This is a genomic window from Thermostichus sp. OS-CIW-33, from assembly GCF_054059615.1.
The window spans coordinates 185,552-205,184 of the sequence record NZ_JBSSCH010000001.1 but is presented as its reverse complement, the minus strand read 5'-3'; the positions used below and the strand labels follow the sequence as shown (position 1 = coordinate 205,184).

The window sequence follows — 19,633 nt, the reverse complement described above, 5'->3', positions numbered from 1 at the left end:
CTCCCTTAGCCGGCGGTTGCCATGGCCTTCAACCCCTTCAAAATCAGGTAGTCCAGAATACTGGTGTTCTCCTCGCCGCGATAATTAAAATTGGAGCGCACCAGCCACAGCCCCTTCTGAGTGCGGCAACAGAGGTTCAGCAGCGTGCGGGCCAAAATCTGTTGACGCGCCTGTAAATCCCGCGCCGCATCGAAAACCTCCCCGTCCCATTCCGGCGTCAGCACACGGCTGTTGTAGAGCACATGCCAGAGGGAGCGGGACCAGCTGGGGTTGGTGATATCAAACCAAAATTGGTAATCCGCCTCCAAACCCCGAGTGATGTAGGCCCCCGGAGTTGCAACTACCAAGTAATGGGAATAGTCGGGCTCGAAGCGGCTGCTGCTGGGGGTCTGTCCCGAGCGGATCATGGCCAAAAAGGCGGGATCCCCTTCGGCGGGGAAGGCCTGGCGAAACCGCCGTGCCGCTTCCATCAATACGCGCAGCAGCTCTTGATCCTGAGGGGAAGCAATCGCCGGGGCTAAGTGATCGGCAAAAAACTGCTGGAAGAAAGCGGCCAATGAAGGGCCGGGATGATAGCCGCGCAGCCAATCGAACAGTCGCTGGTAGCGCTCCAGGTTGGCAAACCCCACCCGCTCCGGCTGCCGTACTGCCGTTCGGGGACGCAGAGAACGCCCCACCGGATCCCAGGTATCTTCGGCCAACAGAGCTGCCCGGATGGGATCCAGCCCCAGCACCCAGCTCAACATCAGCCGCCAAGCCGGCAAAGTGGGAAAAGCACCCCACTCGGGATGGGCCAATTCTGCTGCCGTCAGCACCGCCCGCACCAAGGGATAGCGGATCAACGCCGGGAAGGGGGCAATCGACAAAACCGGCACTTCCGACAACTGCTCCTGCAAGCTCAGGCTCACCCCCACATCCATACGGGGCAGCAAAACAGCAATGCGATGGGCCGGGATCCCGGCCCCCAAAAGCCGGCGAATTTGAGCAACCATCACCTCCACTGCCGCAAACTGGGTCTCTTCCTCCAGCGTTTGCACCAGCGGCAGTCCTCCCCCCTGCGGCTCGGGCAGCGGATGAGAAAACTGGGGATCCAACACCCGCGCAATCTGCACCCCTAAGCGGATCATGCCTGCTGAAGCGCGATGGCTCCCCTCCAGAAACCGAACCTGCGTTTTTGCCATCAAGAAGTCAGCTACTGCCTCTGGGATCCCGGTCAAAGAGACCCCGCCGCCGAGGGTGTAGCTGAAAAATTGGCTTTGCAGATGGGATTGCCCCTGCCGGTAAAACTCCAGCGCCACGGCACAACTGTCTTCCGCCTGATCCACAATCAGGTGATCCCACTCTTGCCAAAACTCCGCCAGCGGCAGGATGTGTTCGCCAAACAGCCGAATTTGCAGGCCAAAATCCAAGGATCCCAACCGAAGCGCTGCCTCCCACAGCCGCCCCACACAGCAGCCCATTGCCTGCAAAGCCTCTGCCCGCCGCGGATCCGCCTCTTCCGGCCAAGCCCGGGCCAGCCGGGATCCCACCACCTCTGCCGGCAAACCCGAAGCCCCCGCAATGTAAGCAGCACTGCTGATCTGATCCCAGATCTGGAACTCCTTGAGCCCGACCCCGGCAAAGGCTTCCCCATGCCGAGGGCACAAAGCGCAGGCTCGTTCGCAGAGAAATTGAGTGAGATCTTTGGCCAAGGGGATCGGCTCAAACTGAGGAGGCAACTGAGGAAGGCGGGCACACACCTGCGGCCAATGATCGGCCAGAGAGCGCCCAACCCGCTGCAAGAACGTCTCGATCCGCCACGGCCCCACCAAGCCCGAACTGGACTGCTGCAAGCGCCGCAGCACCTCATCCGCTTGCCGTTGACTCCGCACCAAAAATAAGACCCGGCCCGGATCGGCTCCTGCCTGCAACAATCTCCGATAGTGATCTACACAAGCCTGGGTCAGCCCACTGCCTGCCCAGCCCATTACACTTTGGAAGGGAGATGGCTTCCCTGGCCAATGGCTCTTTTCTTCCACTTGAGCTGCCCTTACCCTCTCCGGCCTCTCCAACCAACCCATTTTCTCAGCAAAAGTCTGGACAAACGGGCCTTCGCTTCATTATGATTGTTTTCCGTTGCCAACTGAGTCCATCCGCTTTGGCGACCCGGCGCGCTGCTACACCAGATACTGCCTCTTTAGCAGGTAAGTCTGAGCAGCTCTCAACAAAAGCAGTTTGGCGTGCAGCTTTGGGGGTGAACTAAGCAAAAGGCTCAGCGTTGCCGGCGCTGAACTTGGCCTCGGGGGATCCCTACCTTGCTCTTTCGCCTCAGCCGGCAGACTCAGCTTTGTCTTGAGCTTCCTGCTGCCACGCTATTGCTGTATGCCTATCCATCCGGCTAACTGAGCCATTGGCCTACGGCCCGCTTCGCGAACGGCTAGCCGATTGTCGGAGTGAGCTGGCTCTCAGTTGATGAAAACGAGTCGTGCAGACTCGATTGGAGGTTCTTGTGGCACTTGGCATCCTCGGAAGAAAAGTCGGCATGACCCAGATCTTCTCTCCAGAAGGGCTGGCCATTCCGGTTACCGTCGTGCAGGCGGGGCCTTGCACCGTGACCCAGATCAAAACCCAAGCCACAGATGGCTACAACGCCATTCAGTTGGGCTACTTGCCCACTGCCGAAAAGCATCTCACGCGGGCGCAGCGGGGCCACCTCACCAAAGCGGGGGTGACAGAGCTGCTGCGCCACCTGCGGGAGTTCCGGGTTGACCAGCCAGAAGCCTACCAGTTGGGGCAGAAAATTACCGTCGAGATGTTCTCCCCTGGCCAATTGGTGGATGTGGCCGGTACCTCCATCGGGCGAGGGTTTGCCGGCTATCAAAAGCGCCACCACTTTGGTCGTGGCCCCATGTCCCACGGCTCCAAAAACCACCGCCGACCGGGCTCCATTGGCGCCGGTACAACCCCAGGCCGCGTGTTTCCGGGGATGCGCATGGCGGGGCGGTTGGGAGGTGGCCGAGTCACCACCCGCAAATTGCAGTTGGTGCAGGTGGATCCAGAGCGGGATCTGCTGGTGATCAAGGGTTGCGTGCCCGGGGTAGAAGGAGGGCTGCTGGAGATCACCCCTGCCAAGCAGGTGGGCAACAAGCGCTAAGGAGGGATCCCTGGCAAAGGCTGATCCGCATCCGCAAAGACGAGGAAACCATGGCAAGTTGTGTGGTGAAAAATTGGCAAGGGGAAACGGTGGGCAGCGCGGAGCTGAGCCTTAAAGTTGCTCGTCCCGAAACAGCCGCCCACATCCTCTATCTGGCACTGCGCCGGCAGATGACCAATGCTCGTCAGGGCAACGCCCACACCAAGACCCGAGCTGAGGTGCGCGGCGGCGGTCGCAAGCCTTGGAAGCAGAAAGGCACCGGTCGGGCCCGTGCCGGCTCCATCCGCTCCCCACTTTGGCGCAAAGGGGGGGTGATCTTCGGCCCCCGCAAGCGGGAATACAACCTGGCCATGAACCGCAAAGAACGGCAACTGGCCCTGCGCACCGCTCTGCAAAGTCGGGTGGAAGACCTGATCGTGGTGGAGGATTTCCAGGAGCAGCTCAACCCGCCCAAAACCCGTGCTGTGGCCCAGGCTTTGCTGCGCTGGGGGGTGATGGAAGATCAATCGGCTCTGCTCATCGTTGCCGAACGCTCGGAAGCCGTAGAGCGGGCCGTGCGCAACATCGCCCGCGTTAAGCTGATCGGCCTGGATCAGATCAACGTTTTCGATCTGCTCAACGTCGATTGGGTGCTGATCACCGTTTCTGCCCTAGAGCAGCTCAAGGCCCGTTGGGGATCCGACGCTGCGCCGGCAGTTCTGGAGACTCCCTCTGAGGATGCACCTCAGGCCGACATAGCCGAAGATCAGGCCCTGCCCGGAGATGGGCCGGAAGATCAGGCCGTTCCAGAAAGCGAACACGAGGAAGCAGAGCAAACCCCAGCCCAACCTGAGGCCCAGGAAAACCAAGCTGCCCTCCAAGGACGTCCAGCAGATCCGCAGGGGCCAGAAGAGCAAACCGAAGAGCCCCAAGATCCAGCAGAAGAACTGGCTCAAGGAGCAGAGCCGTCAACGGTAGAAGAGGCCGAAACAGCCCCAGCAGAGGAGGAAAGCGATGACTGAGAGCAAGCGGATCCTGGCCGACGTCCTGTTGCGCCCCGTCATCACCGAAAAGGCAACCGCCTTGATGGAGCAGCGCAAATATGTCTTTGAAGTGCTGCCCACCGCCACCAAGCCGCTCATCCGAGCTGCCGTCGAAGAAATGTTCCGCGTGCGAGTTACTTCCGTCAACACCCTGAAGCTCCCGCGCAAGCAACGGCGGGTGGGCCGCTTTGTGGGCTACCGCACCCGTCCCAAGCGAGCCATCGTGACCTTGGCGGAGGGAGATTCCATCACCCTCTTCCCGGACACCTAACCCCCCTTTTTGAGTTGTTGTCATCCCATCCCCCACCCCTACCCGAGCCATGGGCATTCGTACTCTCCGACCCTACACCCCCAGCACCCGTCACATGACGGTCTCTGACTTCGAGGAGCTGTCCCGTGACGAGAACGGCAAGCGGCCCAGACCGGAAAAGTCGCTGCTGCAATTTATTCACCGCAAGAAAGGGCGCAACAACCGTGGCGTCATCACCTGCCGGCACCGCGGTGGTGGCCACAAGCGGCTTTACCGCATCATCGACTTCCGTCGCGACAAGCGGGGGATCCCGGCGACCGTCAAAACTGTGGAGTACGATCCCAACCGTAGCGCCCACATCTGCCTGGTGGAATACGAAGACGGCGAGAAACGCTACATCCTCGCTCCCCGCAACCTACAGGTGGGATCCACCATCATGGCTGGGCCAGAGGCCCCCTTTGAGATCGGCAATGCCATGCCCCTGGAGCGGATCCCCCTGGGAACGGTGGTTCACAACGTGGAGCTGTATCCTGGTCGCGGCGGACAGATGGTTCGCGCTGCCGGGGCTGGCGCTCAAGTGGTGGCCAGAGAAGGCAAATATGTCTCCCTCAAGCTGCCCTCTGGTGAGGTTCGCATGATCCGCGGCGAGTGCTACGCCACCATCGGCCAACTGGGCAATGTTGACCACAACAACATCAGCCTGGGCAAGGCGGGTCGCAGTCGTTGGTTGGGGCGCCGTCCTAAGGTGCGTGGCTCGGTGATGAACCCTGTGGATCATCCCCATGGCGGCGGGGAAGGGCGAGCCCCCATAGGCCGCAGTACCCCCGTCACCCCTTGGGGTAAGCCCACCCTGGGATACAAAACCCGCAAACGCAACAAGCCCAGCAGCAAGTTCATCGTGCGCGGTCGTCGTCGCGGGGGCCGTCGAGACAAGGGCGGAAGGGCTGCCCAATAGCCGTCTGGCCATGCGCTTCCTGAAGCTTCTTCGATGGTCATTGCTTGTCAAACAGTTGAGGTTCTTATGGGACGTTCGCTGAAAAAAGGCCCCTTTGTGGATGCCAAGCTGCTTCTCAAGGTGGAGAAGATGAACGAGCGCAACGAGAAGCACATGATCAAGACCTGGTCGCGGGCCAGCACCATCTTGCCGGTCATGATCGGCCACACCATCGCCGTTCACAACGGCAAGCAACACGTGCCCATCTACATCACCGATCAGATGGTGGGTCACAAGCTGGGGGAATTCGTTCCCACCCGTACCTTCCGCGGTCACGCGGGGAGCGACAAAAAAGCCGCTCGCCGTTGAGAGGAATAACGAACAGGAAAGTATCGAGTAGGCAAGGAGAGGGCCATGGCCGATTCATCCCCTGAGGTTAAAGCGGTAGCCCGCTATATCCGCATGTCCCCCTTTAAAGTGCGGCGGGTGTTGGATCAGATCCGTGGGCGCACCTATGCCGATGCCCTGATTCTTTTGGAGTTCATGCCCTACGCTGCCTGTGAGCCGGTTCGTAAGGTGCTGCGCTCGGCGGTGGCCAACGCAGAGCACAACAACGGCTTGGATCCTCGGGATCTGGTGATCAGCCAGGCCTATGCTGATCAGGGGCCCGTCCTGAAACGGTTTCGCCCCCGCGCCCAAGGGCGGGCCTACCCCATTCGCAAGCGCACCTGTCACATCACCATCGCCGTCCGGCCCATAGAGGAAGCTGAAGCGGCGACGGCCTCTTAACCTCCTGTATTTCTAGCCCTTTACCCTTCAACCGACACCACCATGGGACAGAAGATCCACCCCACCGGTTTCCGCCTCGGCGTGATTAAGGAGCATCGCAGCCGCTGGTTTGCCGATCCAGCCCGCTACCCAGCCTTGTTACAGGAGGACGACCAGATTCGCACCTACCTGACCAAGCAACTGAGCAGTGCTGGTTTGGCCGATATCCAAATCGAGCGCAAAGCGGATCAAATTGACCTGGAGATCCGGGCTGCTCGCCCTGGGGTGGTCGTGGGTCGGGGCGGATCCAGCCTAGAGACTTTGCGCCAAGGTCTACAGAAAGAGCTGTCCGCGCTAGCGGGACAAAGCCCTGGTTCACGAGGTGGTGGCGAGCGAACCATTCGCATCAATGTAGTAGAGGTCACCCGTGCCGATGCCGAGGCGACCTTGTTGGCGGAAAACATTGCCCAACAGTTGGAACGGCGGATTGCCTTTCGCCGCATCGTGCGCCAGGTGATCCAACGGGCCCAGCGGGCAGGTGTACAAGGGATCAAAATCCAAATTGCCGGGCGTCTGAACGGGGCCGAGATTGCCCGCACCGAATGGACGCGGGAGGGGCGGATCCCTTTGCATACTTTGCGGGCCGACATCGACTACGCCGAGCACCTCGCCCACACCACTTTCGGCATCATCGGGGTCAAGGTCTGGGTCTTCAAAGGGGAAGTTCTGCCCGGGCAGGAACGTCACGAACAAAAGTTTCCCCTGCAACAGCCCAAACGTCGGCAGCAGCGGCGGCGGCCCACCTTTGAAGATCGCTCGGCTCAAGCAGAGGCTTGACCGCCGGTTTGGCAATGCCCAGGGATCCCCATCAGTTACCCATGATTGAGGAACGGCCATGTTAAGCCCCAAACGCACCAAATACCGCAAGCAACAGCGCGGGCGCATGAAAGGCAAAGCGACCCGTGGCAACCGCATCAACTTTGGGGAATACGGCCTTGTGGCCCTAGAACCCGCCTGGATTACAGCTCGACAGATCGAGGCCAGCCGTCGAGCCATGACCCGCTATGTTCGGCGGGGCGGCCAAATCTGGATTCGCATCTTTCCCGACAAGCCCGTTACCCAGCGAGCCGCGGAAACCCGCATGGGATCCGGCAAAGGCAACCCTGAGTACTGGGTTTGTGTCGTCAAGCCGGGCCGTATCCTCTTCGAAATGGGGGGAGTGGCAGAGCCCATCGCCCGCGAGGCCATGCGCCTTGCCGCCCAGAAGCTGCCCATTAAGGTCAAGTTTGTAACCAAAGCCGACTTTGAAAAGCCAGAGCCCGCCCAGGCAACGGCTTCAGAGGTGGCCACCAGCAGTGTATGAGGAGAGTTCAGCCATGCCCATGCCCAAAATTGCTGATGCCCGTGCTTTATCGGACGAAGAGCTGAGCAACGAAATCTACGCCGTCAAGAAAGAGCTGTTTGAGCTGCGTTTGCAGCAGGCCACGCGGCAGTTGAACCAGCCCCATCTCATCCGGCTGCGCAAACACAAGCTGGCGCAACTACTAACTGTGGAGGGAGAGCGTAAGCGGGGCAAACGCCCAACCCAGGAGGAGTAATGGCTGTTCGGGAGAAGATTGGCATTGTTGTCAGCAACAAGATGCAAAAAACGGTGGTTGTTGCTGTGGAAAATCGAGTTGCTCACCCGAAGTACGGCAAGATCGTCGTCAAGACCAAGAAGTTTAAGGCCCACGACGAGGAAAACCGCTGTCAAGAAGGGGATCTGGTGCGCATCACGGAAACCCGTCCCCTTAGCCGCACCAAGCGTTGGCAAGTTGCCGAAATCCTGAGGGAGGTGAAGAAACTATGATTCAGCAGCAAACTATGCTGACGGTGGCCGACAACACCGGTGCTCGCAAGATGATGTGTATTCGCGTGCTGGGCAGCAGTGGCCGTCGCTACGCCAGCTTGGGCGATGTGATCATTGGTGTCGTCAAGGATGCCCTGCCCAACATGCCCGTCAAAAAATCCGATGTTGTCAAGGCCGTTGTTATCCGCACCGTCGATACGGTACGTCGCCCTGACGGCATGTGCATCCGCTTCGACGACAATGCTGCCGTGATCATCAACAATGATGGCAATCCCCGTGGAACTCGTGTTTTCGGCCCTGTAGCCCGCGAGCTGCGGGAGAAAAACTTCACCAAGATCATCTCCCTGGCCCCGGAGGTACTCTGATGGTTCGCCCCCTCAAACCCAGCCAAATTCAGCGCCTAGTTCGGCGCCCCGGCATTCGCAAGCACCGCAACAGCCTGCGCTACAAAATGCGTATCAAGCAAGGGGATACCGTGCAGGTGATCTCCGGCGATGACAAAGGCAAAATCGGCGAGGTGCTGCGCGTTTTTCCCGAGCGCAACATGGTTTTGGTGGAAGGGGTTAACATTGTTACCTACCACCGCAAACCTCAGCGAGAAGGGGAAAGTGGCCGAATTGAGACCAAGGAAGCTCCCATTCCCGTCTGCAAAGTGATGGCCTATTCCAAGAAGCAGGAGGTGGCCAGCCGTATCGGCTATCAAATCACCGCCGATGGTCGCAAGGTTCGCGTCCTTAAGAAAACGGGTGAGATTCTCGACTAAGCTTTTGATCCCTTTCCACCATTGGTTTGGCTCTGACCCAGCCCAGAGCCACAAGGAGAAGCCACCATGCCCCAGCGTCTGCAAATCCACTACAACACCGTCATCGTCCCCAAGCTGCAAAAGGAGTTGGGCTACACCAACATCCATCAGGTGCCCCGCCTGGAGAAGATCGTCATCAACCGCGGCTTGGGGGAAGCTTCCCAAAATGCCAAGGCTCTGGAATCTTCCATTGCCGAGATCAGCGCCATCACCGGTCAGCGTCCGGTGATCACCCGCGCCAAAAAGGCAATTGCCAGCTTCAAGATTCGCAAGGGCATGCCGGTTGGCCTGATGGTAACCCTACGGCGGGAGCGCATGTATGCGTTTTTGGATCGCCTGATCAACATTGCTCTGCCCCGTATCCGTGACTTCCGCGGCGTCAGCCCCAAAGCCTTTGATGGACGAGGCAACTACACCCTCGGCATCCGCGAACAACTGATTTTTCCCGAAATCAACTATGACTCTGTGGATCAGTTGCGAGGTATGGATATTTCAATTGTGACCACTGCTAAAACCGACGAAGAGGGCCGTGCCCTGCTCAAAGCGTTTGGCATGCCCTTTGCCTCCTAGGTTGCCCACCCTGACTTTTCTTGATCTGCATCGATCTTCCGAGGAGCACTGACCCACCGATGGCCCACACCAACGACACGATCGCCGATATGCTCACCCGCATTCGCAATGCCACCATGGCTCGGCACGAGTCGGTGGCAGTTCCGGCCACACGCATGACCCGCAGCATCGCTCGCGTTCTTCATGAGGAAGGGTTCGTCAGCGAATGGAAGGAGGAGGGAGAAGGGATCCAAGCCCGAGTGGTGTTGCGATTGAAGTACAAGGGCAAAGGCCGCAACTGCAGGCCCATCATCAATGGCTTAAAGCGGGTGAGCCGACCCGGCCTGCGGGTTTACCGCAACCACAAAGAGCTGCCCCGAGTGCTGGGAGGAATTGGGATCGCCATCATCTCCACCTCCAACGGCATCATGACCGACCGGGAGGCTCGTAAGCAGGGCATTGGTGGTGAAGTCCTCTGTCTTGTCTACTAGACCTTAAGTTTTCTCTGGTCAGGAGTTTTTCCCATGTCCCGTATCGGTAGACGCCCCATCGCCCTTCCTGCCAAGGTGGAGATCCAGATCGACGGCCAACACATTGCAGTGAAAGGCCCGAAAGGTCAACTGTCCCGCAGTTTGCCGCCCTTGATCACAGTCCAGCAAAACGCTCAGATGCTCACGGTCAGCCGTCTCAACGATTCTCGTCCTGCCCGCCAACTGCACGGCCTCTGCCGCACCTTGGTCGCCAACATGGTAGACGGAGTGTCCAAGGGATTTGAGCGGCGGCTGGAATTGGTGGGCGTGGGCTACCGGGCTGCCATCCAAGGCAGCAAGTTGGTTTTGAACGTTGGCTACAGCCATCCTGTGGAGATCCCCTTTCCCCCTGGCATCCAAATTGCCGTTGAGGGAAACAACATCATTGTTGTCTCAGGCACAGATAAAGAACTGGTGGGCAATACTGCCGCCCGTATCCGAGCCGTCCGGCCCCCAGAGCCCTACAAGGGGAAAGGGATCCGTTATCTAGGGGAACAAGTTCGCCGCAAGGCAGGTAAATCGGGGAAAGCGAAGAAGTGAATAGCCTATGAAAGCCAGCCGCAAAATCACCACCCAACGTCGTCATCGGCGCATTCGCCGCAAAGTCTTCGGCACTGCCGAGCGGCCTCGCCTGGCCGTGTTTCGCTCCCATCGACACATCTACGCCCAGGTGATCGACGATGTAGCCCAGCATACCTTAACCTCCGCCTCCACCTTGGACACGGAGCTGCGCGAAAAATTCAAAGAAACGGGGACGGCTACTCAAGAAGCGGCTGCCTTGGTGGGCCGCTCAGTTGCCGAACGAGCCTTACAGATGGGCATTTCCCGCGTGGTTTTCGATCGGGGGGGCAAGCTCTATCACGGGCGCGTTCAGGCTTTGGCAGAAGCTGCCCGAGAAGCAGGGTTACAGTTCTAGCTACTGAGGACATAGCACATGGCTGAGCAGAGGGAACGTCGCAGAAGCAAAAAAAACCGCGAAGAGCAACCCACCGAGTGGCAAGAGCGGGTCATCCAGATTCGCCGCGTCACCAAGGTGGTCAAGGGCGGCAAGAAGTTGAGCTTCCGCGCTGTGGTGGTGGTCGGCAACGAGCGGGGCCAAGTCGGGGTTGGCGTGGGCAAAGCCAACGATGTGATCGGAGCAGTGCGCAAGGGAGTTGTGGACGGTAAAAAACACCTGATTGAGGTGCCCCTCACCAAAGGTTTGTCCGTACCCCATCCCATGCAGGGGGCAGGCGGCGGTGCCACTGTCTTGGTCATGCCAGCAGCTCCTGGCACAGGAGTCATTGCAGGGGGGGCAGTCCGCACCGTTCTGGAGCTGGCGGGTGTACGCAACAGCTTGGCCAAGCAACTGGGATCCAGCAACCCCCTTAACAATGCCCGTGCCACCATCGATGCGCTGCGGCGGATGCGTACCTTCAAGCAGGTGGCCCAAGACCGAGACATCGATGTGCGCCGCCTACTTGGCAAGTGATGGACAGGTATATCGAGCAAGTGAGCCAGAGGTAGACATGCGACTGGAAGACATTCGGCCTCAAGCAGGTTCGACGCGGCGGCGGCGGCGCCTAGGTCGTGGCGTCTCTGCTGGACAGGGAGCCTCCTGTGGCAAGGGGATGCGGGGGCAAAAGGCCCGCAAGGGGGGCAGTACACGACCCGGCTTCGAAGGGGGGCAGACTCCCCTCTACCGGCGTTTGCCCAAGCTTAAGCATTTCCCCCGCTACAGGCGGCGTCTGGAATACACCCTGGTCAACCTGCGCGCCTTGGCGGATCTGCCTGCCGGCAGCGAGGTCAGCCTGCAAAGCTTAATGGAACGAGGGATCGTCACCACCAACGATGGCCCGCTGAAGATCTTGGGAGATGGGGAAGTCAGCGTGCCCCTGACGATCAGGGCGGCGGCTATTACCGCTTCAGCCAAAGCCAAGATCGAGGCAGCCGGAGGTCGGGTGGAAATCTTGGGATCCTAAACCCCTTCTTCCCGTTGCTCTGGCCGGCTTCTGCCGGGTGGCGCTGAGTTGCACTTTCTCTGGATTTACTTTGATTTCTCTGGATTTACTTTGATTTTGCCGACTGCACCACCGGCAGCGTAGAGTGGTAGATAGCTCACCTTACCTTTTGCTCCCGCGAGATTCTCTTCCCTATGGTTGACACACGAGGCTCCGCCCCTTCTGCCCAAGAGACCTTTATGCAGATGGCTATGGCCTCTGGCCTGCGCAGCCGTCTGTTTCTCACCTTGGGCTTGCTGCTGTTGGTCAGACTGGGCATTTACATCCCCATTCCCAGTATCGATCGGGCCCGCTTTGCCGCCGAAGCTGCCAACAGCCCTGTGTTTGGCTTGCTGGATGTCTTCTCCGGCGGGGGGATTTCTGCTTTGGGAATTTTCGCCCTTGGGATCCTGCCCTTCATCAATGCCTCAATTATCATGCAGTTGCTGGTCTCGGCCATTCCAGCCTTGGAGAACCTGCAGAAAAACGAGGGAGAACAGGGGCGGCGGCAGATTTCTCAGTACACCCGCTATGTCACCTTGGGCTGGGCCATCATCCAGGGCATTGGCATTTCCTTTTGGGTGCGGGAGTTTGCCAGTACTACCAATGAGTTGGCCTTCATGGCCTCCACCACCCTGGCTCTGGCGGCGGGATCCCTGTTTGTGATGTGGCTGGGAGAGATGATCACGGAGAAAGGGGTGGGAAGTGGCCCTTCGCTCTTGATCTTCGTCAACATTGTTGCCACTCTGCCCCGTGCCCTCGGACAGACTATTAGCCTGGCCCGTGCCGATAGCAGCACCATCGGTGGCATCTTGCTGTTGCTGGCAATCTTTTTGGTCACCATTGTCGGCATTGTCTTTGTCCAAGAAGGCAGCCGCAAGATCCCTATCGTCTACGCCAAGCGCCAGGTGGGCAACAAGCTGTTCCGCGAGCAGAAAAGCTATCTGCCCCTGAGGCTAAACCAAGGGGGGGTGATGCCGATCATCTTTGCCTACTCGGTGATGTCCCTGCCTCTGGCCCTGGCCCAGTACACCCAAAACCTGACTTTGGTGCAAGTGGCCAACTTCCTATCCCCCACCTCCTGGTTCTACATTCCTTTTTATTTCGTGCTGATCCTCTTCTTCAGCTACTTCTACGCCTCTTTGCTCATCAACCCGGTGGATCTGGCTCAAAACTTGAAGAAGATGGGGGCCAGCATTCCAGGGGTACGCCCAGGCAAGGCCACTGCCGAGTATGTCGAAGGGATCCTCAACCGCCTGACGCTGCTGGGGGCTTTGTTCCTGTGCGCGGTGGCCATCATCCCGACGACGGTGGAACGGGCAACCGGCATCACCACTTTCCAAGGTTTGGGGGCGACCTCGCTGCTGATTTTGGTGGGGGTGGCGATTGAGACCTCCAAGCAGATCCAGACTTATGTCATCTCACAACGCTACGAAGGGATGGTCAAACAGTAGTGCCGAGGTTGATCTTTCTGGGGCCGCCGGGGGCGGGCAAAGGTACACAGGCGGAGCGACTGGCGGCCATTTACCACACGCCCAAAATTTCCACAGGCGATCTGTTGCGGGCCGAGGTGAAAGCCCAAACGCCCCTGGGGTGCCAGGCCAAGGTTTACATGGATGCGGGAGAGCTGGTGCCTGACGAGGTGCTGATCGGAATGGTGAAGGGGCAGTTGCAGCAATCTCCAGAGCAGGGCTGGATCCTAGATGGATTTCCTCGCACCTTAGCCCAGGCAGAGGCCTTGGAAGAGCTGCTGCAAGAGCTGGGCCAAGATTATGACTACGTCCTCAACTTGGAGGTGCCGGATGAGGTGGTGGTGGCCCGGCTGCTGGCCCGGGGCAAGGAACAGGGGCGCAGCGATGATGCGGATCGGTCGGTGATTCTCAAGCGTCTGGAGGTCTATCGGCAGCAGACGGCTCCCCTAATTGATTTTTATGAGGCCAAGGGGCGCTTGCAACGGGTCAACGGCAACCAGCCGATGGAATCCGTACAGGAACATCTGCAGGCTCTTTTGGAAGGCTTCAGGAGGACGGCGTGATCAGAGCAGGAGCTGGAAATCCCTCCCAGCGGCGGGGCATGCAGCTTATTGAGATCAAATCTCGCCGCGAAGTGGAGAAAATGCGGCGGGCCGGTCGGGTGGTGGCCCAAGTATTGCAGGAGATCGCGGAGCGCCTAGAGCCGGGCTGGACTACGGCAGATATCGATACCTATGCTGAGAGACGGGTGGCCCAACTCAATGCTTTGCCCAGTTTCAAGGGCTACTACGGCTTTCCCGCCTGCGTTTGTGTCAGTGTCAACCATGAGGTGGTGCACGGGATCCCCAGTCCCCGTAAAGTGGTGCAGCCGGGAGATGTGGTCAAAGTGGATTTTGGTGCCATCGTCGAGGGCTGGCATGCGGATTCCTGTATCACCATCGGCCTGGAACCCCTGAGCGACGCAGCTCGGGATCTGATCGATACTGCGGCCAAAGCCCTGCAGACGGGCATCGACTGTGTGCGCCACGGCGTTTGGCTTCAGGATGTCTCAGGCGCCATTGAAGATTACATCGAGGGGCGGGGCTATTCTGTGGTGAAGCAGTATGTCGGTCACGGGGTGGGGCGCAACCTGCACGAGGAGCCGCAGTTTCCCAACTATCGCACCCGCGATCTGCCCAATCCCAAGCTGCGCTCCGGCATGACAGTGGCCATTGAGCCGATGGTGAATGCGGGGGGAGAGGCAACCCGAGTGTTGCCAGACCAATGGACGGTGGTCACAGTAGATGGCTCTTGGTCAGCTCAGTTTGAGCACACGGTCTTGGTCACCGAGTCTGGGGCAGAAATTTTGACCGATCGCACGCCTTTTCAGTCCTAAGGGATCTCCTGATGAAGGACTGCAACGGTTAGGATAGAAGAGGTGGAGTATATTTTCATTTCTTAACAGCGCGTGTCGTCGCGGCTGTGGATTGTTCTGTTGTTTGTTATGTCGTTTTTGGGAGGGCTCATTGTCTAAGGAAGATGCCATTGAAATGGAGGGGGTTGTTACGGAATCCCTGCCCAACGCCATGTTCCGAGTGGATCTGGACAACGGCTTCAACGTGCTCGCTCATATCTCCGGCAAAATTCGCCGCAACTACATCAAGATCTTGCCCGGCGACCGGGTTAAGGTGGAGCTGAGCCCCTATGACCTCAACAAAGGGCGCATCACCTACCGCCTTAAGAAAAAGTAGGTTCCCTAGCTGGGCTGCTGAGGATGAAAGAGCTGAGCCAAGTTCTCAAGATCGGGCTCTGGACTACTGTCGGCGGGTTGGGTGCTCTAGCCGTTTTCAACGCTTGGATCTCTTCCCAAACTCAGCCTCTGCAGAGCCTGCTGCCGGGAGAGGAAAGGCATCACTTCTGGCGCGGCCACCGCCTGTTTTACAAGGTCATGGGATCCGGCCAGCCGTTGTTGTTGTTGCACGGCATTGGGGCAGGCTCCTCCAGCTATGAGTTTCGTGCCATTATGGCGGAGCTGGGGCAGCACTATCAAGTCTATGCTCTGGATTTGTTGGGGTGGGGCAACTCAGAACGTCCAGATTTGGAGTACACCGGCAGTCTCTACGCCGAGATGATCGGGGATTTTGTCCAGCAGGTGATCGGGCGACCCTGTCACGTCATTGCCAATTCCCTCTCGGCAGGGTTTGCGCTGCGCTCGGCCCGTCTACAACCCCACCATTGGCAGAAGCTGTTGCTCATCGCCCCTCTGGGAGACAACAGCCTCATCCCCGATGCCCTCGGGATCCCTTTGGCCCAGATTGCCTATGGATTCCTCAGCCTGCCCGTTTTGGGGTTGGCCTTCTACAACGGCATCACCGCCCCCTGGAGTGTACGCTTGTTTACAGAGCAGAGCTTGTTCTCCCCCAGCTACGCCCTGGATGAGGCGGTGGTGGACTACTATTACCGGGCAGCTCACCAAGCGGGGGCTCAATTTGCCCCCCGTTCTTTTCTCACCGGCAAGCTCAACTTGCCCATCGAAGACGACTTTCGCGTGGTGGCCAAGCCCATGGCTCTGGTCTGGGGAGAACAAAATCGTCTCACCGGCCCAGAACAGGCAGAGCGATATCGCACCTTGCGCCCGGAGGTGCCGATATACCGGTTGCCAGGGGCTGCTTTTCCGCACATTGAAGCGCCGCAGACCTTTTTGTCGGTGGCTTTGCGCTTCTTGGCCGAAGCCGATCCTGCCCTGCCGGGATAGACAGATGGGGGATCCCTTCACCCCTTGGAAGAAAACAGCTGGGGATTGACGCAAGAAGCAGCCCTGACATCAGGGGGAACGACCGTACTCTCGGCTGACGCGACCACCCCCAGCCACTTCCCTGAGGGGAAAGGGGAGTTGATACAAGCCCGGCAACTTAAGTGGGCTCCCCGGCCTTATCCTCCCAGGGATCACTATCCACAGGAGTGGAGCTGGAAGGGGGAGGGGTCTCTTCTTTGGCATACTCCTGTTCCCAAGCCGGTTGTTCGGGGGCGGGTGCGGGCTCAGGCGGGCGTGGACGCACAGGCTGCGGCTCAGGTTCAGGCTCTTCTTCTGCGTAAACGTCTTCTTCTTCGGCTTCGTATTCCTCGTCGTATTCTTCTTCGTAATCTTCCTCGACGGCGGAACTCTCGACAGCACTGGGCAGGGCAGGAGCAGGGCTAACTCCGGCTTCCCAAGGGGGCTTGCCGATTCCCAGGGTTTCCAAAATCCCCTTGGCCAGTTGGGTTAGGCGGGTCTCGGCGCCATCGGCAACAATGAGGCGATCCCCGCCCACAGAGACAATCTCGTCAGTGGAGAGCAGATAGGTGCTGAGGATAAAGCCAGGTAAAAAGGTGAGGCCAAGGTTGGAGAGCACCAAGCCCGTGATGATGCCGGAGACGGAGTTGAACTCAAAATCCTTAACTTTGCCGAGGCGGATCCCTTCCTCGGTCACCACCTCGCTGCCAACCACGCGACTCAGGCCCTCCAAATCCAAGTTATCGAAAACTTCTTCGCTGGGGACAAGAACTGCATCCTGACCCAACGCTGTTACCTGCCGCAGCTCCATCAAACGGGGGGATCCGGCAAGGGCTTTTTCCAGCACCCCCAGCACCAGAACCTGCTTGGCTTCCAGATCTGCCCAAACTTCGCTGACTACCCCAAGCCGGGCTGCGTTGCCCTGGCTGATCACCTGCGTTCCCAGAACCTGTGACCGCCGACGAACCTCTGATCGCACCAGCGCAACAGATCCTTTCCCAGTCGTCATGATGGTTTCCCCGTCGTAAGTCAAAACGTTCCCGTTGTTGGGCTGCGTGTCTGACACAGTTCGCCAGAATTAAGTAAGTTAATAGTACCACTGCCTGTCTCCTCCCTCGCGGGCTGCCCAGGTGGGATCCCGGCCAATCTGCCTGCTCCAGGCCAGAAACTGCTCTGCCATCGCGCCCAGGGAATAGTGCTCTTCTGCCCGTTGCCGACAGCGGCTCCTGTCGATGTGATCTAGGCGCTCTACAGCCTCTGCCAAAGCTGCCACGTTGTCCGGCTCGACGATCCAGCCGGTTTCTCCATCGCTGACAATTTCCGCGGGCCCACCCCGGCGGTAGGTAATCACCGGCACGCCACAGGCCAAAGCTTCCACCGCCACCAAGCCAAAGGCCTCCACCCACTTGGGGGTCATGATCAAGGCTGAGCATTGCCCCAAGATCCGCTGCATTTGCGGGGTGGGCAAAAACCCTCGGTAATCCAATTGGGCATGCGGGTACTGCTCTTGGATCTGCTGCCAGTAGCCTGGCTCTTGCAGGTGGCCTAGGATCACCACCGGCCTTCCCGTCTTCTCGGCTAGGGCAGCACAGTCTTCTAGGCCCTTCTCCGGGGCAATGCGGCCAATCCAACACAGGGATCCATTCCCTTGGGGCACAAAGTTGTAGAGGCGCAGATCCACCCCGCAGGGCAGATAGACAAAGGGATCCCGACCTGCCGCCATCTCGGCTCGGGCAAAGGCAAAGGTCTGGGCTTGCGCCCGCGAATGCACCGCCAGCCGACCAGGGTAGCGATGGGCAATGTGCTCTAGAGCCTGATCGACGGCATCGCTGAGGGATCCCATGCTAACAATGTGGGCCACCGGGGTGCGGAAAAAATCCGTCAAATAAAACGAGAGCCAATCGTAGCTCCAGTTCACGATTAGATCGAACTGGTCTTGCAGGTGGGCAGCCCGCTGCCACAGGTTGGCCAGCAGAGAGGGGGTGTGGATCAGAACCGGCTGATCGCGGCGCTGGGTTTGCGCATAGGCCGGGGGAAGGCCCGCCACCGGCTCGATCACCTCCTCCGGCAACTCCGCCATTCGGGATCCCACAGGGGCCAACACCCGCACTTGGGATCCCATCTGAAGTAAGACACGCGTCAGGTTGGCAAGATTGAGCTCCACACCACCACCGGCCCCGGATCCCAGAGGTCCAACAGGGGTGGAGAGGAACAGATAGCGGTAGGGACGAGCCATAGGGAGAGCCTCGGTAGCTCAGCCCATTGTCTTCTCAATCCGGATACCCGACTCCTTTTGCCTGGCCTCAAAGCCCACAGCCTGCCCAGAACTTTATGAGGCTTTGGCTACAAAAATTTCTCCCTTCTCCACCTTGACCTTGTAGATGGCCAGGTCTGCCTTGGCCGGGCCACGGGTACGGCTGCCATCGGCAGCAAAAGCCGAGCCATGACAGGGGCAGACAAAGTTCTCCCCCCGCCAGTTCACATCACACCCCGCATGGGGACAGGCGGCATCCAAAGCCAGCAGAGAATCTTCTTTTTGCGGATCCCCTACCAACCAGAGGGTGACGGTGTTTTTCCCAAAGGCGTTTTCCACCTTGAAGGGGCCATCTTTGAGATCGGCCAGAGTGGCAACTTTCACAAACTCCGGCTCAGAAGCCTTAGAGCCAGAAGCAGTTCCCTGGGCCAGGGCAAAACGGCGCTGGGTAAACCCAGGTAACCAACCCACCAACGAGCCAAACCCGAGAGCCAGCCAGCGAAGAAAACCACGACGATTGTTGTACATGGCTATGTGTCCTTGGAGGTGTGCGAAATGTAGGTCATGGGCCAGCGAAAGCCCGGCCCCTTCAGAAGGGATCCCGGTGCAAATGCTGCCCTTAACATCTTGTTACACCAGAACGGTTTCGCCCAGGGCCAAGCCGCACTTTTTCCGGGTAGAGTACGCAGCAGCAGGCACCCTGGTTGCTTGGGTACCCTATGGCCTGTTGCAGTGCTGGAGCCTAACGTCGAGAGGTAAACAGCTCAGCAACCGTGCAGACAAAGCCGGGCAACAGGGGGGAAGACAACGAATCCTGAGCCAACAGCGTTTCTACCAAGACCAACTGGGCCTGTTGTCTGCGATACACCTCTACTCTCTGAGCCAGCCGATCGACGATCCAGTACTCTTGCACCCCATACACAGAGTAGAGTTTCCGTTTTGCCAAGCGGTCTCGATCCTCATGAACTTTTCCAGGTGATAGGACTTCAACCACCAGCTCAGGGGCACCCCGAAAATGTCCTGCTTCATCTTGAATCTGTGATAGCCGCTCATAACTAACCCAAACAACATCGGGAGACACATTATCAAATTCGGAAAAGAGGATCCCTGGCATGATTGAGGGTTCTCCCAATCCTGTTTCTAGCGACCACCGATGCAGTGCGGAGAACAAACACCCGATAATGTGCTGATGTTTGTGATGAGGAGAGCGAGTCACCAGCAGTTCTCCGTCGATGATCTCGTAGCGGATCCATTCATTCTCTGGAAGAGCCTCGATATCCCGAGTGGTCCAGCGTACTTCTGTAGCAGTCATTAGCTATCCCTATAGCAATAAATGGTG

At 58.8% G+C, this 19,633-nt stretch carries 28 protein-coding genes; 23 read left to right on the top strand and 5 right to left on the bottom strand.

What is annotated here, in order from left to right; translation table 11 throughout:
• Nucleotides 1-5 precede the first annotated feature (5 nt).
• The gene (locus ACVWZG_RS01055) at nucleotides 6-2,018 is read right to left on the bottom strand and encodes a hypothetical protein (RefSeq protein ID WP_457404908.1); all 2,013 of its coding nucleotides are present in this window, start codon (nucleotides 2,016-2,018) and stop codon (nucleotides 6-8) included.
• 470 nt (nucleotides 2,019-2,488) lie between these two features.
• On the opposite strand from ACVWZG_RS01055, the gene rplC reads away from it, so the two are divergent.
• The 23 genes from rplC (at nucleotide 2,489) to ACVWZG_RS00940 (ending at nucleotide 16,022) form a co-directional block, all read left to right on the top strand.
• Complete coding sequence (gene rplC / locus ACVWZG_RS01050) at nucleotides 2,489-3,133, top strand: 50S ribosomal protein L3 (RefSeq protein WP_011434152.1); 645 nt, start codon at nucleotides 2,489-2,491, stop codon at nucleotides 3,131-3,133.
• 50 nt (nucleotides 3,134-3,183) lie between these two features.
• A complete protein-coding gene (rplD, locus tag ACVWZG_RS01045; protein WP_011434153.1) occupies nucleotides 3,184-4,134 on the top strand; it encodes a 50S ribosomal protein L4 in 951 nt (316 codons plus the stop codon).
• Complete coding sequence (locus tag ACVWZG_RS01040) at nucleotides 4,127-4,426, top strand: 50S ribosomal protein L23 (RefSeq protein WP_414330452.1); 300 nt, start codon at nucleotides 4,127-4,129, stop codon at nucleotides 4,424-4,426. The genes rplD and ACVWZG_RS01040 overlap by 8 nt, the downstream gene beginning before the upstream one ends.
• A 49-nt stretch (nucleotides 4,427-4,475) precedes the next feature.
• A complete protein-coding gene (gene rplB, locus ACVWZG_RS01035) occupies nucleotides 4,476-5,360 on the top strand; it encodes a 50S ribosomal protein L2 (protein ID WP_414331930.1) in 885 nt (294 codons plus the stop codon).
• A gap of 66 nt (nucleotides 5,361-5,426) precedes the next feature.
• Complete coding sequence (rpsS, locus tag ACVWZG_RS01030) at nucleotides 5,427-5,708, top strand: 30S ribosomal protein S19 (protein WP_414331934.1); 282 nt, start codon at nucleotides 5,427-5,429, stop codon at nucleotides 5,706-5,708.
• 45 nt (nucleotides 5,709-5,753) lie between these two features.
• Nucleotides 5,754-6,128, top strand: a complete 375-nt coding sequence (rplV, locus tag ACVWZG_RS01025; protein WP_011434157.1) for a 50S ribosomal protein L22 — start codon at nucleotides 5,754-5,756, stop codon at nucleotides 6,126-6,128.
• Between the two features lie 42 nt (nucleotides 6,129-6,170).
• Nucleotides 6,171-6,944 (top strand): 30S ribosomal protein S3, encoded by a 774-nt coding sequence (rpsC, locus tag ACVWZG_RS01020; protein ID WP_457404905.1) that lies wholly within the window; start codon nucleotides 6,171-6,173, stop codon nucleotides 6,942-6,944.
• Nucleotides 6,945-7,002: 58 nt separating this feature from the next.
• Nucleotides 7,003-7,470: a 50S ribosomal protein L16 gene (rplP, locus tag ACVWZG_RS01015; protein ID WP_011434159.1), complete on the top strand. Its 468-nt coding sequence runs from the start codon at nucleotides 7,003-7,005 to the stop codon at nucleotides 7,468-7,470.
• A 13-nt stretch (nucleotides 7,471-7,483) separates the two neighbouring features.
• Complete coding sequence (gene rpmC / locus ACVWZG_RS01010) at nucleotides 7,484-7,705, top strand: 50S ribosomal protein L29 (RefSeq protein WP_414389718.1); 222 nt, start codon at nucleotides 7,484-7,486, stop codon at nucleotides 7,703-7,705.
• Entirely contained in the window at nucleotides 7,705-7,956 is a 252-nt protein-coding gene (gene rpsQ / locus ACVWZG_RS01005) for a 30S ribosomal protein S17 (protein ID WP_011434161.1), read from the top strand. The genes rpmC and rpsQ overlap by 1 nt, the downstream gene beginning before the upstream one ends.
• Entirely contained in the window at nucleotides 7,953-8,321 is a 369-nt protein-coding gene (gene rplN, locus ACVWZG_RS01000) for a 50S ribosomal protein L14 (protein ID WP_011434162.1), read from the top strand. The genes rpsQ and rplN overlap by 4 nt, the downstream gene beginning before the upstream one ends.
• Nucleotides 8,321-8,719: a 50S ribosomal protein L24 gene (gene rplX / locus ACVWZG_RS00995; protein ID WP_414389715.1), complete on the top strand. Its 399-nt coding sequence runs from the start codon at nucleotides 8,321-8,323 to the stop codon at nucleotides 8,717-8,719. The genes rplN and rplX overlap by 1 nt, the downstream gene beginning before the upstream one ends.
• Before the next feature lie 66 nt (nucleotides 8,720-8,785).
• A complete protein-coding gene (gene rplE / locus ACVWZG_RS00990) occupies nucleotides 8,786-9,328 on the top strand; it encodes a 50S ribosomal protein L5 (protein WP_414328930.1) in 543 nt (180 codons plus the stop codon).
• 59 nt (nucleotides 9,329-9,387) lie between these two features.
• Nucleotides 9,388-9,798 carry a 30S ribosomal protein S8 gene (gene rpsH / locus ACVWZG_RS00985; RefSeq protein WP_011434165.1) on the top strand — a complete coding sequence of 137 codons (411 nt, stop codon included), beginning with the start codon at nucleotides 9,388-9,390 and terminating at the stop codon, nucleotides 9,796-9,798.
• 33 nt (nucleotides 9,799-9,831) lie between these two features.
• A complete protein-coding gene (gene rplF, locus ACVWZG_RS00980) occupies nucleotides 9,832-10,377 on the top strand; it encodes a 50S ribosomal protein L6 (protein ID WP_011434166.1) in 546 nt (181 codons plus the stop codon).
• A gap of 7 nt (nucleotides 10,378-10,384) precedes the next feature.
• A complete protein-coding gene (gene rplR / locus ACVWZG_RS00975; RefSeq protein WP_457393085.1) occupies nucleotides 10,385-10,753 on the top strand; it encodes a 50S ribosomal protein L18 in 369 nt (122 codons plus the stop codon).
• An 18-nt stretch (nucleotides 10,754-10,771) separates the two neighbouring features.
• Entirely contained in the window at nucleotides 10,772-11,308 is a 537-nt protein-coding gene (gene rpsE, locus ACVWZG_RS00970) for a 30S ribosomal protein S5 (RefSeq protein ID WP_011434168.1), read from the top strand.
• 37 nt (nucleotides 11,309-11,345) lie between these two features.
• Nucleotides 11,346-11,798: a 50S ribosomal protein L15 gene (gene rplO, locus ACVWZG_RS00965; protein WP_414406639.1), complete on the top strand. Its 453-nt coding sequence runs from the start codon at nucleotides 11,346-11,348 to the stop codon at nucleotides 11,796-11,798.
• A gap of 173 nt (nucleotides 11,799-11,971) precedes the next feature.
• Nucleotides 11,972-13,270, top strand: a complete 1,299-nt coding sequence (gene secY / locus ACVWZG_RS00960; protein WP_414328927.1) for a preprotein translocase subunit SecY — start codon at nucleotides 11,972-11,974, stop codon at nucleotides 13,268-13,270.
• Nucleotides 13,270-13,851, top strand: coding sequence for an adenylate kinase (locus tag ACVWZG_RS00955; RefSeq protein ID WP_011434171.1), 582 nt, complete (start codon nucleotides 13,270-13,272; stop codon nucleotides 13,849-13,851). Before secY ends, ACVWZG_RS00955 begins: the two co-directional genes overlap by 1 nt.
• 38 nt (nucleotides 13,852-13,889) lie before the next feature.
• On the top strand, nucleotides 13,890-14,663 hold the full coding sequence (map, locus tag ACVWZG_RS00950) for a type I methionyl aminopeptidase (RefSeq protein ID WP_414344308.1): 774 nt from the start codon (nucleotides 13,890-13,892) through the stop codon (nucleotides 14,661-14,663).
• Nucleotides 14,664-14,793: 130 nt separating this feature from the next.
• Nucleotides 14,794-15,018 carry a translation initiation factor IF-1 gene (infA, locus tag ACVWZG_RS00945; RefSeq protein WP_011434173.1) on the top strand — a complete coding sequence of 75 codons (225 nt, stop codon included), beginning with the start codon at nucleotides 14,794-14,796 and terminating at the stop codon, nucleotides 15,016-15,018.
• Nucleotides 15,019-15,041: 23 nt separating this feature from the next.
• Complete coding sequence (locus tag ACVWZG_RS00940) at nucleotides 15,042-16,022, top strand: alpha/beta fold hydrolase (RefSeq protein ID WP_457404901.1); 981 nt, start codon at nucleotides 15,042-15,044, stop codon at nucleotides 16,020-16,022.
• A 157-nt stretch (nucleotides 16,023-16,179) separates the two neighbouring features.
• On the opposite strand, the gene ACVWZG_RS00935 is transcribed toward ACVWZG_RS00940, so the two are convergent.
• The 4 genes from ACVWZG_RS00935 to ACVWZG_RS00920 form a co-directional block, all read right to left on the bottom strand.
• A complete protein-coding gene (locus ACVWZG_RS00935) occupies nucleotides 16,180-17,019 on the bottom strand; it encodes a PRC-barrel domain-containing protein (protein ID WP_457396814.1) in 840 nt (279 codons plus the stop codon).
• Between the two features lie 108 nt (nucleotides 17,020-17,127).
• Nucleotides 17,128-18,276: a glycosyltransferase gene (locus tag ACVWZG_RS00930; RefSeq protein ID WP_457404900.1), complete on the bottom strand. Its 1,149-nt coding sequence runs from the start codon at nucleotides 18,274-18,276 to the stop codon at nucleotides 17,128-17,130.
• Nucleotides 18,277-18,369: 93 nt separating this feature from the next.
• Nucleotides 18,370-18,822, bottom strand: a complete 453-nt coding sequence (locus ACVWZG_RS00925) for a QcrA and Rieske domain-containing protein (RefSeq protein ID WP_457404897.1) — start codon at nucleotides 18,820-18,822, stop codon at nucleotides 18,370-18,372.
• 214 nt (nucleotides 18,823-19,036) lie between these two features.
• Nucleotides 19,037-19,606, bottom strand: coding sequence for a Uma2 family endonuclease (locus ACVWZG_RS00920; protein ID WP_457404894.1), 570 nt, complete (start codon nucleotides 19,604-19,606; stop codon nucleotides 19,037-19,039).
• Nucleotides 19,607-19,633 lie beyond the last annotated feature (27 nt).

Excerpts from the sequence above, each read along its gene's own strand:
- rplR (WP_457393085.1), top strand. The coding sequence starts at position 10,385 with ATGAAAGCCAGCCGCAAAATCACCACCCAACGTCGTCATCGGCGCATT.
- ACVWZG_RS00925 (WP_457404897.1), bottom strand. The coding sequence starts at position 18,822 with ATGTACAACAATCGTCGTGGTTTTCTTCGCTGGCTGGCTCTCGGGTTT.
- rplB (WP_414331930.1), top strand. The coding sequence starts at position 4,476 with ATGGGCATTCGTACTCTCCGACCCTACACCCCCAGCACCCGTCACATG.
- rpsS (WP_414331934.1), top strand. The coding sequence starts at position 5,427 with ATGGGACGTTCGCTGAAAAAAGGCCCCTTTGTGGATGCCAAGCTGCTT.
- rplE (WP_414328930.1), top strand. The coding sequence starts at position 8,786 with ATGCCCCAGCGTCTGCAAATCCACTACAACACCGTCATCGTCCCCAAG.
- rpmC (WP_414389718.1), top strand. The coding sequence starts at position 7,484 with ATGCCCATGCCCAAAATTGCTGATGCCCGTGCTTTATCGGACGAAGAG.
- rplD (WP_011434153.1), top strand. The coding sequence starts at position 3,184 with ATGGCAAGTTGTGTGGTGAAAAATTGGCAAGGGGAAACGGTGGGCAGC.
- secY (WP_414328927.1), top strand. The coding sequence starts at position 11,972 with ATGGTTGACACACGAGGCTCCGCCCCTTCTGCCCAAGAGACCTTTATG.
- rplF (WP_011434166.1), top strand. The coding sequence starts at position 9,832 with ATGTCCCGTATCGGTAGACGCCCCATCGCCCTTCCTGCCAAGGTGGAG.
- rplO (WP_414406639.1), top strand. The coding sequence starts at position 11,346 with ATGCGACTGGAAGACATTCGGCCTCAAGCAGGTTCGACGCGGCGGCGG.
- rpsC (WP_457404905.1), top strand. The coding sequence starts at position 6,171 with ATGGGACAGAAGATCCACCCCACCGGTTTCCGCCTCGGCGTGATTAAG.
- rplV (WP_011434157.1), top strand. The coding sequence starts at position 5,754 with ATGGCCGATTCATCCCCTGAGGTTAAAGCGGTAGCCCGCTATATCCGC.
- rpsE (WP_011434168.1), top strand. The coding sequence starts at position 10,772 with ATGGCTGAGCAGAGGGAACGTCGCAGAAGCAAAAAAAACCGCGAAGAG.
- ACVWZG_RS00920 (WP_457404894.1), bottom strand. The coding sequence starts at position 19,606 with ATGACTGCTACAGAAGTACGCTGGACCACTCGGGATATCGAGGCTCTT.
- rpsH (WP_011434165.1), top strand. The coding sequence starts at position 9,388 with ATGGCCCACACCAACGACACGATCGCCGATATGCTCACCCGCATTCGC.
- rplP (WP_011434159.1), top strand. The coding sequence starts at position 7,003 with ATGTTAAGCCCCAAACGCACCAAATACCGCAAGCAACAGCGCGGGCGC.
- rplN (WP_011434162.1), top strand. The coding sequence starts at position 7,953 with ATGATTCAGCAGCAAACTATGCTGACGGTGGCCGACAACACCGGTGCT.
- ACVWZG_RS00940 (WP_457404901.1), top strand. The coding sequence starts at position 15,042 with ATGAAAGAGCTGAGCCAAGTTCTCAAGATCGGGCTCTGGACTACTGTC.
- ACVWZG_RS00930 (WP_457404900.1), bottom strand. The coding sequence starts at position 18,276 with ATGGCTCGTCCCTACCGCTATCTGTTCCTCTCCACCCCTGTTGGACCT.
- rpsQ (WP_011434161.1), top strand. The coding sequence starts at position 7,705 with ATGGCTGTTCGGGAGAAGATTGGCATTGTTGTCAGCAACAAGATGCAA.
- rplX (WP_414389715.1), top strand. The coding sequence starts at position 8,321 with ATGGTTCGCCCCCTCAAACCCAGCCAAATTCAGCGCCTAGTTCGGCGC.
- map (WP_414344308.1), top strand. The coding sequence starts at position 13,890 with ATGCAGCTTATTGAGATCAAATCTCGCCGCGAAGTGGAGAAAATGCGG.
- ACVWZG_RS01040 (WP_414330452.1), top strand. The coding sequence starts at position 4,127 with ATGACTGAGAGCAAGCGGATCCTGGCCGACGTCCTGTTGCGCCCCGTC.